We start from the raw sequence: 17,670 nt of genomic DNA on the forward strand, positions 1-17,670 counted from the left end.
TTTCACCGAACTGTAACTATTTTTAACAAGGAAAAGGTTCAACAAAGTGGAGTTTAATAAATTTTCATATATAATATAGCTAATTGAATTTTTTAAACACCTTGAAGGGATGAGTTAGTGTGGAAAAACAACAAGTAGGAGTCGTTGGTGTCGGAGTAATGGGAAGAAGTTTGGCGTTAAATTTTGAAAGCAAAGGCTTCCCGGTCTCGGTATACGACCTATCATCAGAGAAGGTAAATGAAGTTTTAGAAAATAATAAAGGGAAGAAGTTAGTTGGAACGACAAATATTGTAGATTTTGTCCAATCGTTAGAAAGTCCGCGAAAAATTTTATTAATGGTGAATGCCGGCGTCATTACCGATAAAGCGATTGAATCTTTGCTGCCTCATTTGGATAAGGGCGATATCCTTATTGATGGCGGAAACAGCTTCTATCAAGACACGATCCGAAGAAATAAGGAACTTGCTGAAAAGGGAATTCTATTTATCGGCGCCGGAGTTTCGGGTGGAGAAGAAGGTGCGCTGACAGGCCCGGCCATCATGCCAAGCGGACAAAAGGAAGCGTACGACGCAGTCGGTCCGCTGCTAACGGCTATCTCTGCCAAGGTAAATGGAGATCCATGCTGTACATATATTGGTCCAAATGGGGCCGGTCACTATGTGAAAATGGTGCATAATGGCATTGAATATAGTGATATGCAGTTAATTTGTGAGTCCTATCATTTAATGAAAGATCTGCTTGGTTTGTCTGTTGGAGAACTTCATGAAGTGTTTAAGGAATGGAATCAAGGGGAGCTTGACAGCTATTTAATTGAAATAACGGCCGATATTTTTACAAAAATAGATCCGGAAACAGGGAAGCCGTTGGTGGATGTCATTCTTGATACTGCCGGGCAAAAAGGGACTGGGAAATGGACAAGTCAAAGTTCACTTGATTTAGGTGTTCCGCTTTCGATCATTACAGAATCCGTTTTCTCCCGCTTTTTATCAGCAATGAAGGATGAGCGCGTCCGTGCAAGTAAGGTATTAAGGGGCCCGGCTGCGAATGAATTTGCCGGCAATAAGCAGGAGTTTATTGAGCTGATTCGGAAAACCTTGTACTTAAGTAAGATTATTTCTTATGCACAAGGCTTTGCCCAATTGAAAAAGGCTTCGGAAGAATATGATTGGAACCTAAATCCGGGAGAAATTTCAATGATTTTCCGCGGCGGCTGTATTATTCGGGCAGCCTTCCTGCAAAATATTAAGGAAGCCTATGACCGTAATCCAGACTTAGACAATTTATTAATGGATTCCTATTTTCAAGCGATTGTTGCGGATTATCAGGATGCCGCAAGAGAAGTAGTAACCATTGCGATTAAAGCAGGCATACCTGTGCCTGGCCTCTCGAGCGCACTTGCTTATTATGACAGCTACCGCTCAGAGGTTCTCCCTGCCAACTTACTCCAAGCCCAAAGAGACTATTTCGGGGCCCATACGTACCAAAGGGTGGACCGCGAAGGAGCTTTCCATACGGAATGGCTGGAAAAATAATCGAAAAAAGACGAGCTGGACAATAGCTCGTCTTTTTGCCTTATTTAAAAGCCTTTTTCAATCGTTCCTTATCTTTATGATAGAATATTTACATTCAATGTAACAATAATAGGAGCTAAAAAATATGCGAAAAGAAATTCAAACAAATTTCCAATATGTCGATGTATTAAATGAATGGGACCCCTTTCAACTGAAAAATGGCAGCTATGAAACGGAAATTGCTGATGTGATTCAAGCACTTCATGAACTGAATGATTGTGCAATGCTGGCCAAGAGAATCCAAACCATTTATGAATTTTCATTTGAAAAACTGATTCCTATCGAAAATTGTGTGAAAATTGCGGCTGAACTATTAGCTATCAAAATAAATGAAACTTGTTCTTTTTAATGCAAAAAAAGTGGACATACCCATTCGGGATGTCCACTTCAAAAAGGGGGGAATACTAGAAAGCATTATGTCATAAGCATTTCCAAATTTTTATCGTTCTATTCAAGAAAAAATAAAAAAAGCGGTACATTTTACCGCTTTTAAGCCATAGTGCCTTTTTTTATACGTGGTCCGTAGAAGTGGAGGGTGTATGAACCTGATTGAACTTCAATAACTCAGATGCAGGGATATCTAGAACAGTAGACAATTTCAGGATTGTCTGAGTGCTTGGAATTTGTTCCCCAGATTCATATTTCTCGATGGTATGTGTTCCCACTCTAACCTTTTGAGCCAGCTCCTGCTGGGTCATTTTTAGCATTTCACGGGAAGTTTTAATCGTGTGGCCGATTGAATTCATACTGGTCACCTCTCTTAGAAAGGATAATTACTCACTATTAGTATATCATTGGATAGTTGGCTTTTTTTATTCCATTTGTGAATAATTTGTTAAGAAGCTCTGACAATTTTTGGTATCCAAAAGAAGAGAACTTGTTTTGGATATGATAAGCTTTTTTGCTTTAAGCTATAGATTGTGATATAATCTTTTAATGCGTATATAAGGGATTAATAATTCATTTACTTAGGAGTGTTTACATGACAGAAAAGATCGAAACAGGAAGTATATTAGCCGGTAAAGTTACAGGAATTCAACCATATGGTGCATTTGTTGCCTTAGATGAAAATACACAGGGTCTTGTCCATATTTCAGAAATCACGCACGGTTATGTGAAGGATATTAATGAACATCTTAAAGTGGGCGATGAAGTAAAGGTTAAAGTATTATCAGTTGATGAAGGTGCAGGAAAAATTGGTCTTTCAATCCGGGCCACAGAAGAATCTCCTGTTCAACAAATAACAAAAGCAAAGAAGTCGCGCAAGCGCCAAGCAGCAGCGATTATTCCTGAGGCGGAAGGCCAGCAAGGATTTAATACATTAAAAGATAAGCTTCAAGAGTGGATTGACCAGTCACAGCGTGAAGATTTAATTAAGAAATAATTTTTATAAAAGCCTCGGCCATGTAATTTGGTCCAGGCTTTTTTTTATTTATAAATAATAAAAGGGTTCATTCTTTTTTCAGGCTCGGCTACAATAGAATTGTACATATAATTAAAAGGTGTGAAAGGGAGGTAAATCTAGTATGAGGGCAAAAGTAAACTCAAATGAATTGATTGAACAAACAGAGAAATATGGCGCAAATAATTATCATCCGCTGCCAATTATAATCTCCCATGCAGAGGGTGTCTGGGTGGAAGACCCAGAAGGAAACAAATACATGGACATGCTTAGTGCCTACTCTGCCGTAAACCAAGGCCACCGACATCCAAAAATCATACAAGCCTTAAAGGATCAGGCAGATAAGGTAACGTTAACCTCACGTGCTTTCCACAATGACCAGCTCGGTCCATGGTATGAAAAGATTTGTCAATTAACGAAAAAAGAAATGGTCCTGCCAATGAACACAGGTGCGGAAGCGGTTGAGACGGCTGTTAAAGCTGCCCGGCGCTGGAGCTATGATGTAAAGGGTGTCGCCGAAGACCAAGCAGAGATTATAGCTTGTGTTGGAAATTTTCACGGCAGAACAATGACGGCGGTTTCGCTATCCTCTGATGATGAATATAAACGCGGCTTTGGACCGATGCTTCCTGGGATTAAGCTGATCCCTTATGGTGATTTAGAGGCATTAAAAGCAGCGATTACGCCAAACACGGCTGCGTTTTTAATTGAACCGATTCAGGGAGAGGCAGGAATTGTGATTCCACCGGAAGGCTTTATCAAAGCAGCCTTGGATGTTTGTCAGGAAAATAATGTCCTCTTTATTGCTGATGAAATTCAAGCAGGCTTGGCACGGACGGGTAAAATGTTTGCCTGCGAGTGGGAAGGGATTGAGCCTGACATGTATATCCTCGGTAAAGCACTCGGCGGCGGCGTATTCCCCATCTCTTGTGTCGTGGCCAATAAGGATATATTAGGCGTCTTTAATCCGGGATCACATGGTTCGACCTTCGGCGGAAACCCGATGGCTTGTGCTGTTTCGATTGCGTCTCTTGATGTGCTGGTGGATGAGAAACTCGCTGAAAAATCCTTAGAGCTTGGAGAGTATTTTATTAGTAAATTAAAAGAGATTAACAATCCACGGATTAAGGATGTTCGCGGACGGGGATTGTTTATTGGTGTGGAACTGACAGAACCAGCGCGTAAATATTGTGAACAATTAAAAGACAATGGACTACTGTGTAAGGAAACACATGATACGGTCATTCGCTTTGCGCCGCCGCTTGTCATTAGTAAAGAAGAGTTGGATTGGGCGATTGAGCGGATTCACAAAGTATTAGGATGAAAAATAACTAGGGGTGCCAAAATGGGGACTACTGATGGAGATGGCAAGAAACAGGAGATGTTAGACCTTCTTACATCAACACAGATTGTTATTCATGATGCATTAAAAAAACTCGGCTACAACGAGGAGATGTATCATTTATTAGCAGAACCTATCCGGACAGTCAGTGTCAGGATTCCTGTCCGGATGGATGACGGCTCTACAAAAATCTTCAGCGGATTCAGGGCCCAGCATAATGATGCAGTTGGACCGACAATGGGCGGTGTCCGCTTTCATCCGCGGATAACTATTGATGAGGTAAAGGCGTTGTCGATGTGGATGAGCCTAAAATGCGGCATCGCCGATTTACCCTTCGGGGGAGGAAAGGGCGGAATTATCTGTAACCCGCGCACCATGTCATTTGGTGAGCTTGAACGTTTAAGCCGCGGTTATGTCCGGTCTATCAGTCAAATTGTCGGCCAAGTTAAGGATATACCGGCACCGGATATGTATACAAACTCGCAGATTATGGCCTGGATGCTGGATGAATACAGCTCTCTCCGACAATACGACTCCCCCGGCTTTATCACAGGGAAACCGCTCGTGCTTGGCGGCTCTGAGGGGCGTGAAAAAGCAGGTGCTAAGGGTGTAACCATATGTATCGAAGAAGCAGCAAAAAAGCGCGGCATTTCGTTAAAAGGTGCTCGCATCATTATCCAAGGGTTTGGAAATGCCGGCGGCTACATCGCTAAGTTTCTCCATGATTCAGGAGGGATTATCGTCGGGATATCCGATGTTTATGGGGCGATTTATCATCCAGATGGGTTGAATATCAATTATTTGCTCGACCGCCGTGACAGCTTTGGTACTGTGACCACACTGTTTGAGGGTGCGATTACGAACCAAGAATTGCTCGAGCACGACTGTGATATTTTAGTGCCTGCTGCTGTTTCAAACCAAATTACCGCCAAAAATGCATCCAGCATCAGAGCTGGTATTGTAGTAGAAGCAGCGAATGGCCCGACGACGCTGGAAGCAACCAAGATTCTTACCGAACGCGGGATTTTGGTGGTACCAGATGTGCTGGCCGGTGCGGGCGGCGTCACCGTTTCTTATTTTGAGTGGGTTCAAAATAACCTGGGATATTATTGGACGGAAGAGGAAATAGCCGTGAAATTACGGGAAAGGCTCGTCAAATCATTCAATGATGTTTATGACCTAGCCGAAACCCGTAATATCAGTATGCGGTTAGCTGCATATATGGTTGGTGTTAGAAAAATGGCAGAGGCCTCCCGTTTTCGAGGCTGGCTTTAATTGAAATCCTTGCATCATTGATGCGGGGAATTTTTTTCGGAATAAATAGGAAATCATGATTTTTGCAAAACAACTTTGAATACATAATAATTAATAGTGAAAAGGATGGTGTTTATTTTGCAAAATTTCACTTTTTGGAATCCCACTAAATTGATTTTTGGAAAAGGCCAGCTCGAGCAATTGAAAAAAGAAGTTCCTCTTTATGGGAAAAAGGTGTTGCTTGTTTATGGCGGCGGCAGTATTAAACGGAGCGGTCTTTATGATCAGGTTATCGCACTTTTGGAGGAAATAGGAGCCGAAGTGTTTGAACTAGCCGGGGTCGAGCCCAATCCGCGCATTTCGACAGCCCGTAAAGGGGTAGAAATCTGTAAACAAGAAGGAATTGAATTCCTCCTAGCCGTTGGTGGCGGCAGTGTCATCGATTGTACTAAATTAATTGCAGCAGGTGCCAAATATGACGGCGATTCATGGGATTTAGTCGTCAAAAAAGCGTTCGCTCATGAGGCGCTGCCGTTTGGTACCGTGTTGACACTTGCGGCAACTGGTTCAGAAATGAATGCCGGCTCGGTCATTACGAATTGGGAAACAAATGAAAAATACGGCTGGGGTAGTCCTGTGACATTCCCGAAATTCTCTATTTTAGATCCAGTTAATACGTTCACCGTTCCAAGAAACCAAACGATTTATGGAATCGTCGATATGATGTCGCATGTGCTCGAACACTATTTTCACCTTGAAGAGAATACTGATTATCAGGACCGTATGTGTGAATCATTGCTCACCACTGTGATGGAAACGGCGCCTAAATTACTGGCAGATCTTGAAAACTATCAACATCGTGCCACGATTCTTTACAGCGGCACGATGGCGTTAAACGGGATTTTAAATATGGGTTATCGCGGCGATTGGGCGACCCATAACTTAGAGCATGCGGTATCCGCAGTCTATGACATTCCGCATGGCGGCGGGCTTGCGATTCTTTTTCCACACTGGATGGAACATAACTTAAGCGTCAAACCGGAGCGCTTTCAGCAGCTTGCGGTTAGAGTGTTTGGCGTTGACCCTAAAGGGAAAAGTGCGGAAGAGGCGGGGCGTGAAGGGATTAGCAAATTACGAGAATTCTGGAACAGCATTGAGGCCCCAGCACGGTTAGCGGATTATGATATTGATGACCAGAAGCTTGCGTTGATGGCGGATCGCGCAATGGCAAATGGCGAATTTGGTAATTTTGCGAAATTAAATCGTGAGGATGTTTTAGCGATTTACCGTGCTTCATTATAAGTGAGGACGGGCTCGGACGTTTTGTCCGAGTCTTTTTATGTGTTTTGGTTTCCAATAAATGTTTAAATAGCCAAAACCCCTTGAAAAATAGCCAAAACCCCTTGAAAAATAGCCAAAACCCCTCAAAAAGTAGCCAAAACTTTATTTTATAAGGAAATCGAGGCCATTGTGAAAAATTTGTCTAAAATGGGTTCGCTTACATAAGTGGACCTTTCTTGATATTCCGCCCGTCTTTCGATAAAGTGGTAGTGAAAATAAATTTATGGAGGATCATACATGACACACGTTCGTTTTGATTACTCGAAAGCCCTCACTTTCTTTGGGGAACATGAACTTACATATTTACGAGACGCTGTTAAGGTTGCCCATCATTCTTTGCATGAGCAAACAGGTGCAGGCAGCGACTTTTTAGGCTGGATTGACCTGCCAACGAACTATGACAAGGTAGAATTCTCACGTATTCAAAAGTCGGCTGAAAAAATCAAAGCTGATTCCGATGTTCTCCTTGTGATTGGGATTGGCGGTTCCTATCTAGGGGCAAGAGCGGCGATTGAAATGCTGCAGCATAGCTTCTATAACGCCCTTCCGAAAGAAAAACGGAAAACGCCGCAAATCATTTTTGTCGGCAACAATATTAGCTCATCATATATGAGTGATGTAATCGACCTTCTTGATGGCAAGGATTTCTCCATCAACGTCATCTCAAAATCAGGGACGACAACAGAACCAGCGATTGCCTTCCGAATTTTCCGCAAGCTGCTAGAGGAAAAATACGGCGTAGAGGAAGCGCGTAAACGAATTTATGCGACAACTGACAAAGCAAGAGGTGCTTTAAAAACATTATCCAACGAAGAAGGCTATGAAACCTTTGTGATTGCCGATGATATCGGCGGACGTTACTCCGTTTTAACAGCAGTTGGATTACTGCCAATTGCTGTTAGCGGTGCAGACATTGAAAAAATGATGGCGGGTGCTGCCAAGGCTCAAGAAGACTTCGGTCATTCAGAACTTGAAGATAACCTCGCCTACCAATATGCGGCTGTAAGAAATGCGCTATATAATAAAGGCAAAACCATCGAAATGCTGATTAACTATGAGCCTGGTCTGCAGTATTTTTCAGAATGGTGGAAGCAGTTGTTTGGAGAAAGTGAAGGCAAAGACCAGAAAGGTATTTTCCCAGCTTCAGCAAACTTTTCGACAGACCTTCATTCGCTGGGCCAATATGTTCAAGAAGGACGGCGCGATTTGTTTGAAACGATTATCAAGGTTGAAAAGCCTCGCCGTGAGCTGACGATTGAAGCAGTTGAATCAGACTTGGATGGTCTTAATTATCTAGCCGGAAAATCGCTTGACTTTGTAAACAATAAAGCATTTGAAGGAACCATGCTTGCCCATACTGATGGCGGCGTGCCAAACCTCATTGTTACGATTCCAGCGATGGATGAATATACATTTGGCTACCTTGCCTACTTCTTCGAAAAAGCCTGTGCGATGAGCGGCTACCTGCTTGGTGTCAACCCATTCGATCAGCCAGGCGTTGAGGCCTATAAGGTCAATATGTTTGCATTATTAGGAAAACCTGGGTTTGAAGAAAAGAAAGCAGAATTGGAAAAACGCTTGAAATAACTAAAAAGAGTGCTGATTTGGAAACAATCAGCACTCTTTTATTTAAATAATAATAATTGATCGTTTTCTTCAATTTTAAACGAGTGGATAGGATTAAGAATGGTTTCCTCGCCTCTATTGATGCCAATTAGGAGGAAGCCCCGATTTAACAATTCCTGGCATACTTCCCCAAAACTTTTTCCAATGTCCTGCTCCTTCACCAGAAAGGACGACAATCTTCTTTCCTGTAACTGATGGACAACGTTTGATAACAGCCCGTCACCGTTGGAATGCAAACTGTTGACCATAAAGACACTGGTCAATTTATTCGATTGAATCACTTCATCCGCCCCGGCCCTTAATGCATTGACCACCTGCTCCGCCGTTAAAATTTCAACAATGCATTTAACTTGAGTGCATAAGCCTTTAATCGTCAGCAATGTTATTATACTATTCATGTCCGCCTGGAGTTCATCATTTCCCCGGTCAGCGGTAATCAGCACCTTCTCGGCATGCTGTATATCACTTTTGAGAATCGTTTCATCCACATGCCCTTTTCCCTGGATAAAATGAACAAATCTTGATTTAACCGGGTTTGCTTCAAGCGTTTCGTCAATCAAGACAATCATTTGTGGAATACTAACGCTTGTCAGCTTATGAATTAACTCTCTCGATCGCTCGTTCCAGCCGATGATGATGATATGACCCGTTCCTTTAAAGGGAATTCTGCCTTCGGAAAAGGCATCTTGTTTTGTAACAGCCGCCGCTGCTAAGGTCCCAAAATAGGAGGAGACAAAGCCGACTCCAAGTAGGATTAATACGAGCGCCGTTAGTCTCCCTAAGAAAGAGTGGGGGACATAATCGCCATAGCCCACTGTTGAAGCTGTAATAATCGCCCACCAAATGCCATCGAAAATCGACGGAAAGGTCTCAGGCTCTAAAAAATGAATGGAAATGCCAAATGTTAGAAATACTAGAAGGGCAATGGCTAGAATGCGGACTAGGAGCGGCAATCTTAAAAAGCTAATATAAACTCTGTTTGGCACGACCGACACCTCTTTCTACTACCACCTATTATGGACGAAAAAGCTCCATTTGATAATTAGGAATTGGTATTTTTACTAGTTCTATATTCACAAAAAGTTCTAAAGTTTTTCTATTAACTACTTGCTTTCCAGTGTGAAAACTTATAAATTATGGTTAATAACATGTTTATATTTATAACTAGGAAAGAGGGTTGGAGACATGGGGATTGGTATGAACGCACTTCTATCAACGATTGAAAAAACAAGGCTGGAAATGATTCATTTAGCCCATCTTTACGGTTATTCTAATCCAAATGTTGTCCAATGCAGCCAAAAACTCGATTCCCTGTTAAATGTTTATGATAAAAAATATGAAAAACATTAATCATAAAAAAACCTTCCAACTATTTGGAAGGTTTTTTGATTATAATATAAGAATTTATAAATTTTGACTTCGAGAATTGTCCAGCTCCAGCGCCCTAGCGGCTAGTGTCCTTCGCTCTCCGCCCTACGATAAGTCAAGCACGAATGCGCTAACGCTCTTCGTGTTTCCTTTATCTCAGTTGGAGCGCTCCAGGCCATACGCCGCTGACCAGGGCGCTTGCGCTTTTCTTACTCCGTGTCATCGACCCGATAGCTCAACATTATATAGGCGTATTTAGATTTTTGATTTAGCTGCTCCTCGGTGAGTTTGGGCAGGCTTGAATCCTCAATGGTTTCCACCTGATTCGCTTGATCATCGTGAATCGAGCGCATCATTCGCTCGTGTGATGTTTCCCATTCTCTTCCAGTCAAGGTCGGCAGACTAATCATTAAATTCACTTGCTTATCAAAGTCGGGCTTTCCTTTTTTTAATTCTGATTGAAGAAGCTTCAGGCCAGGCTGGAGCAGATTCATGATTTCCTCCATTACGGTGTCATGATGTTCCTTTAACAATGTTTCATCAAGCTCAAAACGATGGCCTGCAGCATGTGTCCGCTTATAGTATTTTTCAATTAAATTTCCTTGCTGGCGGGTTTCAACCAGCTCTAGCAGGCCTGCTTCCTCGAGCTTTTTAACATGGTAGTATAACCGCGACGGCTTCTCATTCAATTCCTCCGCAATTTGGCCCACGGTAACAGCTTCTTTGGCAATGTCCAAGATTCCTCTTTTTCTAACATCTAACATCATTTTGGCAATTTCAATATCATCAATTTTTTTCACAAAAACTTACCCCCAAACCATATGGCGTTTTAAGCCACCCTGCAAATTGGATAAAATAATACATTTTTGCGGCGCTCTGCCATTCTCCACTAAGATTAATTAACGGTTGCTGCCTCTGAGGTTTCAGCAACAGATTCGGTTTGCTGATTATCAGACAGGCTTTTATAGCCTTTCAGGAAGGGCATGAATCCAGCAACGATAACAAGCAGTGCCCCCGATATCGCTGTTCCATACAATACGCCGATTTCTTTCGATAGCCATCCGCCAAACAAAATACCAATGATCGACGAGGTACTAGCTGTGATCCCCAGTAATGAGGAGCCCCGGCCTCTAAAAGCGGTCGGAGTTATTTTTAAAAAGATACTGCTTAACGGAACATTTAAAAAGGCATTCATTACTCCTGTCATTATACTCCAAATATAGACAGGAAGGATGCCATAAAGTAATTGAAGTGTATCAAGCGGAATGATTACTACCATCAATACCCCAATTGCGGCTGTACCCAGTAAAAAAATGGTACTCGGATTCAATTTCTTAAGGGCATAGGGAGCGGCAAAACCAGCGCCGAAAATAACACCAACCGCCGATGCCGCTTCAATAAAACCAAAATGAAAGGCGGAAACATGAAACTCATTGGTGAGTACGGCGATAAGATTGGTATTCAATATTCCGCAGACAAGGGTAATTGGCATCAGCAGAATGAGCAGGAATCGTAAGGCCGGCATCCCGACGACCTCTTTCACACCCGAGCCAATCGAGCTGAAGTATGATTCAGAAGAAGGAGCGGCTGCCAATTTATTTTTACCAAGATTTCGTAACGAGAGAATGAACAAAGCTGAAACGGCAAAGGTAACAGAATCAATCGCAAAAATAAAATTGTAATTGTTTGTCATCATTAACAGCGCGCCAGCAGAAGGACCGATGATATCCATTGCCGCCCTTGTCGATTGTGACAGAGAAATCGCCTGCTGGATATTTTCTTCCCCAACAAGGTCAGGAATCGATGAAGAACGGGCCGGATCGAACAGGGCAGAACCAAGACCTTGGAAAGCAATTAAGATAATCAGCGCTGCGGCTGAGTGGTGAAAGGGAATCATTAAGCAGACAATCAACATCCGGTAGAAATCGGCTCCGACCATGAGCCATTTTCGGTTGTATTTATCCGCTAACGGACCTAGGAAGATACCAAAGAAAGCCGTTAGGAGAAGCTGAGCGAAAATGACCAGACCAATGGCTAGCGGGTCCTTCGTTAAAGTCGCGACTAAGTAGACAATCGCAATTCTCGTGAATCCATCCCCTAATTGTGAAATGATTTGCCCGAGCCAGAACCGCAGGTAGTTCCGGTTTTTTAGAATCCTAAACATATTTATCATCCTCTCGATAAAATTAACTTTACCGTTAAAATTTATTTTAATGATTAAATTTATTTTAACAGGAGATTTCATAAAAGTAAATAATGGAAATCCCTCTTTTTTTTAAAATACCAGATACCAGATCGTGTTAAAGGAATAATTTCCATCCAAGTAGCAGACTTTATTACGGACATACACTTTTGAATAGGGGTGTAGAGAATTGATTGGAGAGATTAAAAAAGAGCGGCGATACATTCTCTTCGCTTTCATTGTTCTAGCGGTCTATCTTTCTCCGCTTTTTATTCTGCAAGAAAATGCCCATATCCGGGTTCATGATAATTTGGATTCAAACTTGGCGTGGTATAAGGTGCTGGCGCGAAGCGGGGAAATGTTTGGCGGCGTCAACGGGGTGATCCCGCAAATCATTAATGGACAGCTATCGAGGAACGCCTTTGGGACGGAATACAGCGTGATTGTCTGGTTATATGCGCTATTTCCGACGATGTTTGCCTATGCATTAAGTCAGACATTAACAAGAGTTGCCGCCTTTTTCGGCATGTATTTATTGTTAAAAAAACATCTGCTTCCAGGTGAGCGGTGGCTGCCCTTGCAAATAGGGAGTGCGCTTGCGTTTGCCTTAACACCATTTTGGCCTTCGGGAATGCTGAGTACATTAGGGATACCTCTCGCCCTTTGGGCATTTCTTAACATTCGGAATGACGGGGGAACCTGGAAGGATTATCTGGTATTAACCTTGCTGCCTCTATATGCAAGTATTGTTTTAGGCTTTTTCTTCTTTTTAAGTGCGATGGGGATTTTTTGGATGACGGATTATCTCCGGGGAAAGGGCTGGAATCTTCGCTTTTTGTTTTCGATTGCTTATATGTCATTTATTTTTATGATTGTGGAATATCGCTTAGTTTTTTCCTTTCTTTATAAGGGAGAGCCCAATAGCCGCGATGAGTATTTTCACGCGCAGCTCCCTTTTTGGCGTGCTGTTCGGCTTTTTTTCAAAAATTATCTGTTAGGTCACACCCATGTAATGACTGTTCATAGCTTAATTATCTTGCCTGCCACCTTCATCGCCATCTATTTGGTTTATTCGAAAAGGCTATGGAAGCAGGAAACGTGGTTTGTGTTTTTATTTGGCTTAAATCTTGTCTTGTCGCTTTGGTATGCCTTTTGGTTTTATGAGGGCTGGCTACCGTTAACGAAAAAGTTTCATTTCATGGATACCTTTAATTTTGCCCGCTATCACTTCTTACGGCCGCTAGTAATCTATGCAAGCTTCGCTCTGGCGTTAAAAATTATTGCACTTCAAGGTATAAGCTGGGCGAAAATGGCAAAATGGGTTATGGTCATGCAGATTCTTTTTTTAGGGTTGTTTAATGACGAAATTATTTATCGGAAAAAACCAACTGTCAAAGAGTTTTTCGCTGAGGAAATGTTCCATGAAATAAAGGAGCATATTGGCCTGAAGCAGGAAGAATATCGAATTGCCAGTATCGGCATTCACCCGGCGATCTCCCAGTATAACGGCTTTTACACACTGGATACCTATAATAATTTTTATCCATTAAGCTATAAACATCAATTTAGGAAAATAATTGAAAAGGAATTAGCAGAAAATAAAACCATTCGCAACTATTTCGATCAATGGGGCGGCCGCTGTTATATTTTCACGGCGCAGCTTGGAAAGAGGTATATGATCAAAAAGGATTCCAAACGCCATTTAAAAAATTTGCAATTGAATACAGATGTTTTTAAAGAAATGGGAGGACGCTATATTTTTTCAGCGATCCCAATCGATAATGCCGCGGAAATTAGCATCAAGCTCGATAAGATATTCGAATCAAAAACGTCTGCCTGGAAAATTTACTTATATAAGACTTTGTAGACATCGGGGGTTTTTAACAAATGATGGAACCAGTCCTAACCATTGTTGTGCCATGCTATAACGAGGAAGAGGTATTACCGGAGACGATAAGCCAGCTTACGCAGCTGCTGAAGGAACTGATTAATGATACGCTGGTGTCAAAACATAGCAAGATTCTGTTTGTTGACGATGGGAGTAAAGACCGCACATGGGAATTAATTTATAAAGAGGGGTTACGTAATGACTATGTCCGCGGATTAAAATTAGCGGGTAATGTCGGTCACCAGAACGCCTTACTAGCCGGACTGTTTGCAGCCAAGGAGCTTTCCGATTGTGTTGTTTCCATCGATGCTGATTTGCAGGATGATATTCGGGTTATCCGCGAATTTATATTGAAGTTCCGTGATGGCAGTGAAATTGTTTACGGTGTCCGGAAAGGCCGGGCGACGGATACGTTCTTTAAACGGAGTACTGCACAGGCCTTTTACAAAATGATGAAAAGTCTTGGTGTTAATCTTGTCTATAATCATGCTGATTTCAGGCTAATAAGCAAAAGGGCTGTCCAAGAGCTGGCAAGGTTTAATGAGGTTAACCTGTTCTTAAGAGGGATTGTTCCACTGCTTGGCTTTCAATCAGATGTGGTTTATTATGACCGCTTAGAAAGACAAGCTGGTCAAACGAAATATCCCTTTAAAAAAATGCTCGCCTTTGCCTTTGATGGAATTACGTCCTTTTCTGTTTCCCCCATACGCTTTGTCTTAGTCATTGGACTTTTTTCTTTTATTATGAGCCTTGTCTTTGGCGGCTACTTTTTAACGCTAAAATTTTTAGGAAACACCGAGACAGGCTGGACGTCGCTGATTACATCTATTTGGCTTATCGGCGGTCTCCAATTAATTGCGATTGGCTTGATTGGAGAATACGTCGGAAAAATTTATAAAGAGACAAAGCAGCGTCCAAAATACATTGTTGATATTGATTCCTTTAATTTGGCCGTGCCAAGGCGCCATCTGCTTCAGCAAACAGGGGATAATGAGATCTTGGACACAGGAATTTTGTCATCGAAAAGATAAATATGTGGAAAGAGTTTCTTTTTTAAAAAGGGAAGCTCTTTTTTATTGTCGTAAACTCCCTATTACCGAATAAATATGAGGAGACAGGCTATTCTTTGGGGGGATTTGATTGAACGTTTTTTTAAGCTATATATTGTTAGGATTGTCACTGGCCGCACCGATTGGACCGATTAATGCGGCACAGATTGATCGGGGAATCAGACATGGATTTATGCACTCATGGTTAATTGGGGTAGGTGCTGTTGTAGCGGATGGCGTCTATATGCTTGTTGTATACATTGGGGTTGTCCAGTTTCTGGAAACTTCATTCATGCAAACCTTTCTCTGGTTTTTTGGCTGTTTTGTTTTGATGTACACTGGGATTGAAACATTTATGAATGCAGGAAAAATCCATTTAGAGTATGCAAGAAGCAAGGAACCGCTGATAAAATCGTTTTTTTCCGGCTTCTTGATGTCCATCTCCAATCCATTAACGATTTTATTTTGGTTAGGAATTTACGGCTCCGTGCTCGCGAAGACTGCTGCAACCTATGAAAGCAGCCAATTAATCCTCTATAGCAGTGCTATTTTTATTGGGCTTTTGTTATGGGATATTGCCATGGCCAGTGTGGCCAGCAGTTTTCGAAACTATTTAACCTCCCAATTACTCGTTGTCATTTCCTTCTTGTCCAGTCTTTCGTTGATTGGCTTTGGGATTTATTTCGGGTTCCAGGCCTTTAATAACTTATTTGGGAAATAAGAAAGCCAGCATGAAATGCTGGCTTCTTAGAAATTCTCCATTCACACAAAGTTCGTTGTCATTCGCGTCCAGTGGCTCCTGGAGACTTATCGGTATTTTCCTGATTATTGTATTCGGGGTCATTTAGTCCCGGCTTTTGATTATTTCTGCCGCCTAAATATTTGGTCTGATGTGCTTGCTGTGCTTTAGTAAATTTTTCAAAGTCTAGATTTACCACGTAATCTCCCCTTTTCTTATTTCTTCTCTTAAGATACGCGCCCTAGCAAATCTTATTCAGTCTGTTGAGAAAATTATCAGATAGGTTTTTGGTGGAATTAGTTTTTTGGTACATAATCAAAGGCAAAACAAATGAAAATAGAAAGGTACACTTAAATAATGAAAAATAAAGGACGATATAGATTTTGGGGTTAAATGAACATTTTGATGAAAGGGGAGTAACACATGCTATCGACACAGCAGCTTGCTGAGTTACGGTTACAATTATTGCAGGAAAAGAATGAAGTAGAAGAATATCTCAAACAAAATGATCACTTTGGATTAGAGCGAGGGCATGCGCATGAATCGGTGGGAGAGTTATCGAGCTATGATAACCACCCTGCAGATGAGGGGACCGAACTATATGAGCGTGAAAAAGATATTGCTTTAAATGAGCATTATCAAGCACAGCTGACCAATATCAAGCGGGCCTTAGAGGCGATGGAAGAAGGCAGGTACGGTATATGTGAGGTATGTGGAAAGGAGATTCCGGCAGAACGATTAGAAGCACTGCCAAATACCACCTTTTGTCTTGAGCATAGCCAGGATCAGACCACTTCACACCAGCGCCCGGTTGAGGAAGAAGTGCTGGCACCGCCATTTGGCAAATTTGATATGGACGATAGAAAAGAAAATGTTAGCTTTGATTCCGAAGATTCCTGGCAAACTGTTGCTGCATGGGGTACATCTGATACACCATCAGATTTAGCTTTTCCACAGGATGATTACAATGATATTTATTCTGAAGCGGATGAAAATATTGGCTACGTCGAGGACTATGAAAACTTTGTGGGCAATGACATGTATGGCAATGATATCAAGGTTTATCCCAATCCCCAGCATGAACATTATGAGGATGCCCTTGATGAAGAAGGAATTATGACTACTTTCGGCGATTTACCGGCCTATGAGCACGACCCGTATGTTGACCACGACGATAAATGAATTTGGAAAAAAGAAAACAGCTTTCGAATTGAGAGCTGTTTTCGCTAATTTCCTACCCTTCAGAAGAATCATTGTCAGAACTAATATCGCCTTCCATGTAAGAATCACTAACTTGTTCATGTGTGGTCGCTAGTCCAGAGGAAAGAGGATCACTCTTTTGATAATCGCTTGCTTGGTAGGTACGTCCGGCGATTTCAGCAGTTGCTGTCGAATTCTTTTTTTCCAAAATAAACACTCCTTTTTATTGTTGGTACATCGGTATTTTCTTCTTTTTTTAAAAATTTTACTCAAAAAACTAACATAAGTTTCAACTCCCAACCCTTGCATGGAAATGTATTTTATTTGAGTAGTAGACCAACATAATAAAGGCGGTGTGAGCAGAGCTCGGCTTCACCTATTCAAAGTACGAAATGTATATTTTCACTTCAACTGATTATACCGAATCGTTTATGCGGCGCTCCGCCCCTTTTCCACAAAAAATGAAAGAGGTTAAATAAATGAAACAGAAAGATAACTTTCCATCCCGCGAAGAATTAGATCAAGCCTTTCACTTTCTGCACGACCAAATTAATAAGATTTCCGTTGTCGAAGAAGTGGAAATGATTAAACAGGACATGGATGGACTTGAAGAATCATGACTCATTGGTTAAGGTTGCCTGAGGCTAACTAATCTTCAACCGGGCAAGACTTTTTCTCTAGACCCATTTAGGTCAGGTTTGTTATGAT

The 17,670-nt window shown here is 41.8% G+C and carries 18 protein-coding genes and 1 pseudogene; 13 read left to right on the forward strand and 6 right to left on the reverse strand.

Annotated elements, in window-relative coordinates:
* Nucleotides 1–119: 119 nt before the first annotated feature.
* Both gndA and ACIQCO_RS04705 read left to right on the forward strand, forming a co-directional pair.
* Nucleotides 120–1,532 (forward strand): NADP-dependent phosphogluconate dehydrogenase, encoded by a 1,413-nt coding sequence (gndA, locus tag ACIQCO_RS04700; RefSeq protein WP_400426420.1) that lies wholly within the window; start codon nucleotides 120–122, stop codon nucleotides 1,530–1,532.
* Nucleotides 1,533–1,656: 124 nt separating this feature from the next.
* Nucleotides 1,657–1,920, forward strand: a complete 264-nt coding sequence (locus tag ACIQCO_RS04705; RefSeq protein ID WP_400426421.1) for a DUF1871 family protein — start codon at nucleotides 1,657–1,659, stop codon at nucleotides 1,918–1,920.
* Between the two features lie 190 nt (nucleotides 1,921–2,110).
* Here the strand turns inward: ACIQCO_RS04705 and ACIQCO_RS04710 are convergent.
* Nucleotides 2,111–2,317, reverse strand: a pseudogene (locus tag ACIQCO_RS04710) (helix-turn-helix domain-containing protein); the annotation flags it as partial.
* A gap of 236 nt (nucleotides 2,318–2,553) precedes the next feature.
* Between ACIQCO_RS04710 and yugI the strand changes: the two are divergent.
* The 5 genes from yugI (at nucleotide 2,554) to ACIQCO_RS04735 (ending at nucleotide 8,497) form a co-directional block, all read left to right on the forward strand.
* Complete coding sequence (gene yugI / locus ACIQCO_RS04715; protein WP_400426422.1) at nucleotides 2,554–2,955, forward strand: S1 domain-containing post-transcriptional regulator GSP13; 402 nt, start codon at nucleotides 2,554–2,556, stop codon at nucleotides 2,953–2,955.
* A 142-nt stretch (nucleotides 2,956–3,097) separates the two neighbouring features.
* Nucleotides 3,098–4,297, forward strand: coding sequence for an ornithine--oxo-acid transaminase (locus ACIQCO_RS04720; protein ID WP_400426423.1), 1,200 nt, complete (start codon nucleotides 3,098–3,100; stop codon nucleotides 4,295–4,297).
* A 21-nt stretch (nucleotides 4,298–4,318) separates the two neighbouring features.
* On the forward strand, nucleotides 4,319–5,590 hold the full coding sequence (locus ACIQCO_RS04725) for a Glu/Leu/Phe/Val family dehydrogenase (RefSeq protein WP_400426424.1): 1,272 nt from the start codon (nucleotides 4,319–4,321) through the stop codon (nucleotides 5,588–5,590).
* Nucleotides 5,591–5,707: 117 nt separating this feature from the next.
* The gene (locus ACIQCO_RS04730) at nucleotides 5,708–6,871 is read left to right on the forward strand and encodes an iron-containing alcohol dehydrogenase (protein WP_400426425.1); all 1,164 of its coding nucleotides are present in this window, start codon (nucleotides 5,708–5,710) and stop codon (nucleotides 6,869–6,871) included.
* A gap of 276 nt (nucleotides 6,872–7,147) precedes the next feature.
* Nucleotides 7,148–8,497, forward strand: a complete 1,350-nt coding sequence (locus tag ACIQCO_RS04735; protein WP_400426426.1) for a glucose-6-phosphate isomerase — start codon at nucleotides 7,148–7,150, stop codon at nucleotides 8,495–8,497.
* Nucleotides 8,498–8,535: 38 nt separating this feature from the next.
* On the opposite strand, the gene ACIQCO_RS04740 is transcribed toward ACIQCO_RS04735, so the two are convergent.
* Entirely contained in the window at nucleotides 8,536–9,522 is a 987-nt protein-coding gene (locus ACIQCO_RS04740) for a potassium channel family protein (protein ID WP_400426427.1), read from the reverse strand.
* Between the two features lie 199 nt (nucleotides 9,523–9,721).
* On the opposite strand from ACIQCO_RS04740, the gene ACIQCO_RS04745 reads away from it, so the two are divergent.
* Nucleotides 9,722–9,886: a Spo0E family sporulation regulatory protein-aspartic acid phosphatase gene (locus ACIQCO_RS04745; RefSeq protein WP_400426428.1), complete on the forward strand. Its 165-nt coding sequence runs from the start codon at nucleotides 9,722–9,724 to the stop codon at nucleotides 9,884–9,886.
* 227 nt (nucleotides 9,887–10,113) lie between these two features.
* Here ACIQCO_RS04745 and ACIQCO_RS04750 read toward each other — a convergent pair whose 3' ends face one another.
* Both ACIQCO_RS04750 and ACIQCO_RS04755 read right to left on the reverse strand, forming a co-directional pair.
* Complete coding sequence (locus tag ACIQCO_RS04750; protein WP_400426429.1) at nucleotides 10,114–10,704, reverse strand: helix-turn-helix domain-containing protein; 591 nt, start codon at nucleotides 10,702–10,704, stop codon at nucleotides 10,114–10,116.
* Between the two features lie 95 nt (nucleotides 10,705–10,799).
* Complete coding sequence (locus ACIQCO_RS04755; protein WP_400426430.1) at nucleotides 10,800–12,068, reverse strand: MFS transporter; 1,269 nt, start codon at nucleotides 12,066–12,068, stop codon at nucleotides 10,800–10,802.
* Nucleotides 12,069–12,279: 211 nt separating this feature from the next.
* Here ACIQCO_RS04755 and ACIQCO_RS04760 point away from each other — a divergent pair, with 211 nt between their 5' ends.
* From ACIQCO_RS04760 to ACIQCO_RS04770, 3 genes are all read left to right on the forward strand, one after another.
* Nucleotides 12,280–13,953 (forward strand): DUF6044 family protein, encoded by a 1,674-nt coding sequence (locus ACIQCO_RS04760; RefSeq protein WP_400426577.1) that lies wholly within the window; start codon nucleotides 12,280–12,282, stop codon nucleotides 13,951–13,953.
* A gap of 20 nt (nucleotides 13,954–13,973) precedes the next feature.
* Nucleotides 13,974–15,005: a glycosyltransferase gene (locus ACIQCO_RS04765; protein WP_400426431.1), complete on the forward strand. Its 1,032-nt coding sequence runs from the start codon at nucleotides 13,974–13,976 to the stop codon at nucleotides 15,003–15,005.
* Between the two features lie 109 nt (nucleotides 15,006–15,114).
* Nucleotides 15,115–15,744 (forward strand): LysE family transporter, encoded by a 630-nt coding sequence (locus ACIQCO_RS04770; protein WP_400426432.1) that lies wholly within the window; start codon nucleotides 15,115–15,117, stop codon nucleotides 15,742–15,744.
* 58 nt (nucleotides 15,745–15,802) lie between these two features.
* On the opposite strand, the gene ACIQCO_RS04775 is transcribed toward ACIQCO_RS04770, so the two are convergent.
* Nucleotides 15,803–15,961: a hypothetical protein gene (locus tag ACIQCO_RS04775; protein ID WP_400426433.1), complete on the reverse strand. Its 159-nt coding sequence runs from the start codon at nucleotides 15,959–15,961 to the stop codon at nucleotides 15,803–15,805.
* A gap of 224 nt (nucleotides 15,962–16,185) precedes the next feature.
* Here ACIQCO_RS04775 and ACIQCO_RS04780 point away from each other — a divergent pair, with 224 nt between their 5' ends.
* Entirely contained in the window at nucleotides 16,186–16,944 is a 759-nt protein-coding gene (locus ACIQCO_RS04780; RefSeq protein WP_400426434.1) for a TraR/DksA C4-type zinc finger protein, read from the forward strand.
* Between the two features lie 52 nt (nucleotides 16,945–16,996).
* Here ACIQCO_RS04780 and ACIQCO_RS04785 read toward each other — a convergent pair whose 3' ends face one another.
* A complete protein-coding gene (locus ACIQCO_RS04785) occupies nucleotides 16,997–17,170 on the reverse strand; it encodes a YozQ family protein (protein WP_400426435.1) in 174 nt (57 codons plus the stop codon).
* 271 nt (nucleotides 17,171–17,441) lie between these two features.
* Between ACIQCO_RS04785 and ACIQCO_RS04790 the strand changes: the two genes are divergently transcribed.
* Nucleotides 17,442–17,582, forward strand: a complete 141-nt coding sequence (locus ACIQCO_RS04790; protein WP_400426436.1) for a hypothetical protein — start codon at nucleotides 17,442–17,444, stop codon at nucleotides 17,580–17,582.
* Nucleotides 17,583–17,670: the final 88 nt, after the last annotated feature.

It is taken from the genome of Neobacillus sp. NPDC093127, from assembly GCF_044754175.1.
Taxonomy (GTDB): Bacteria; Bacillota; Bacilli; order Bacillales; family Cytobacillaceae; genus Neobacillus.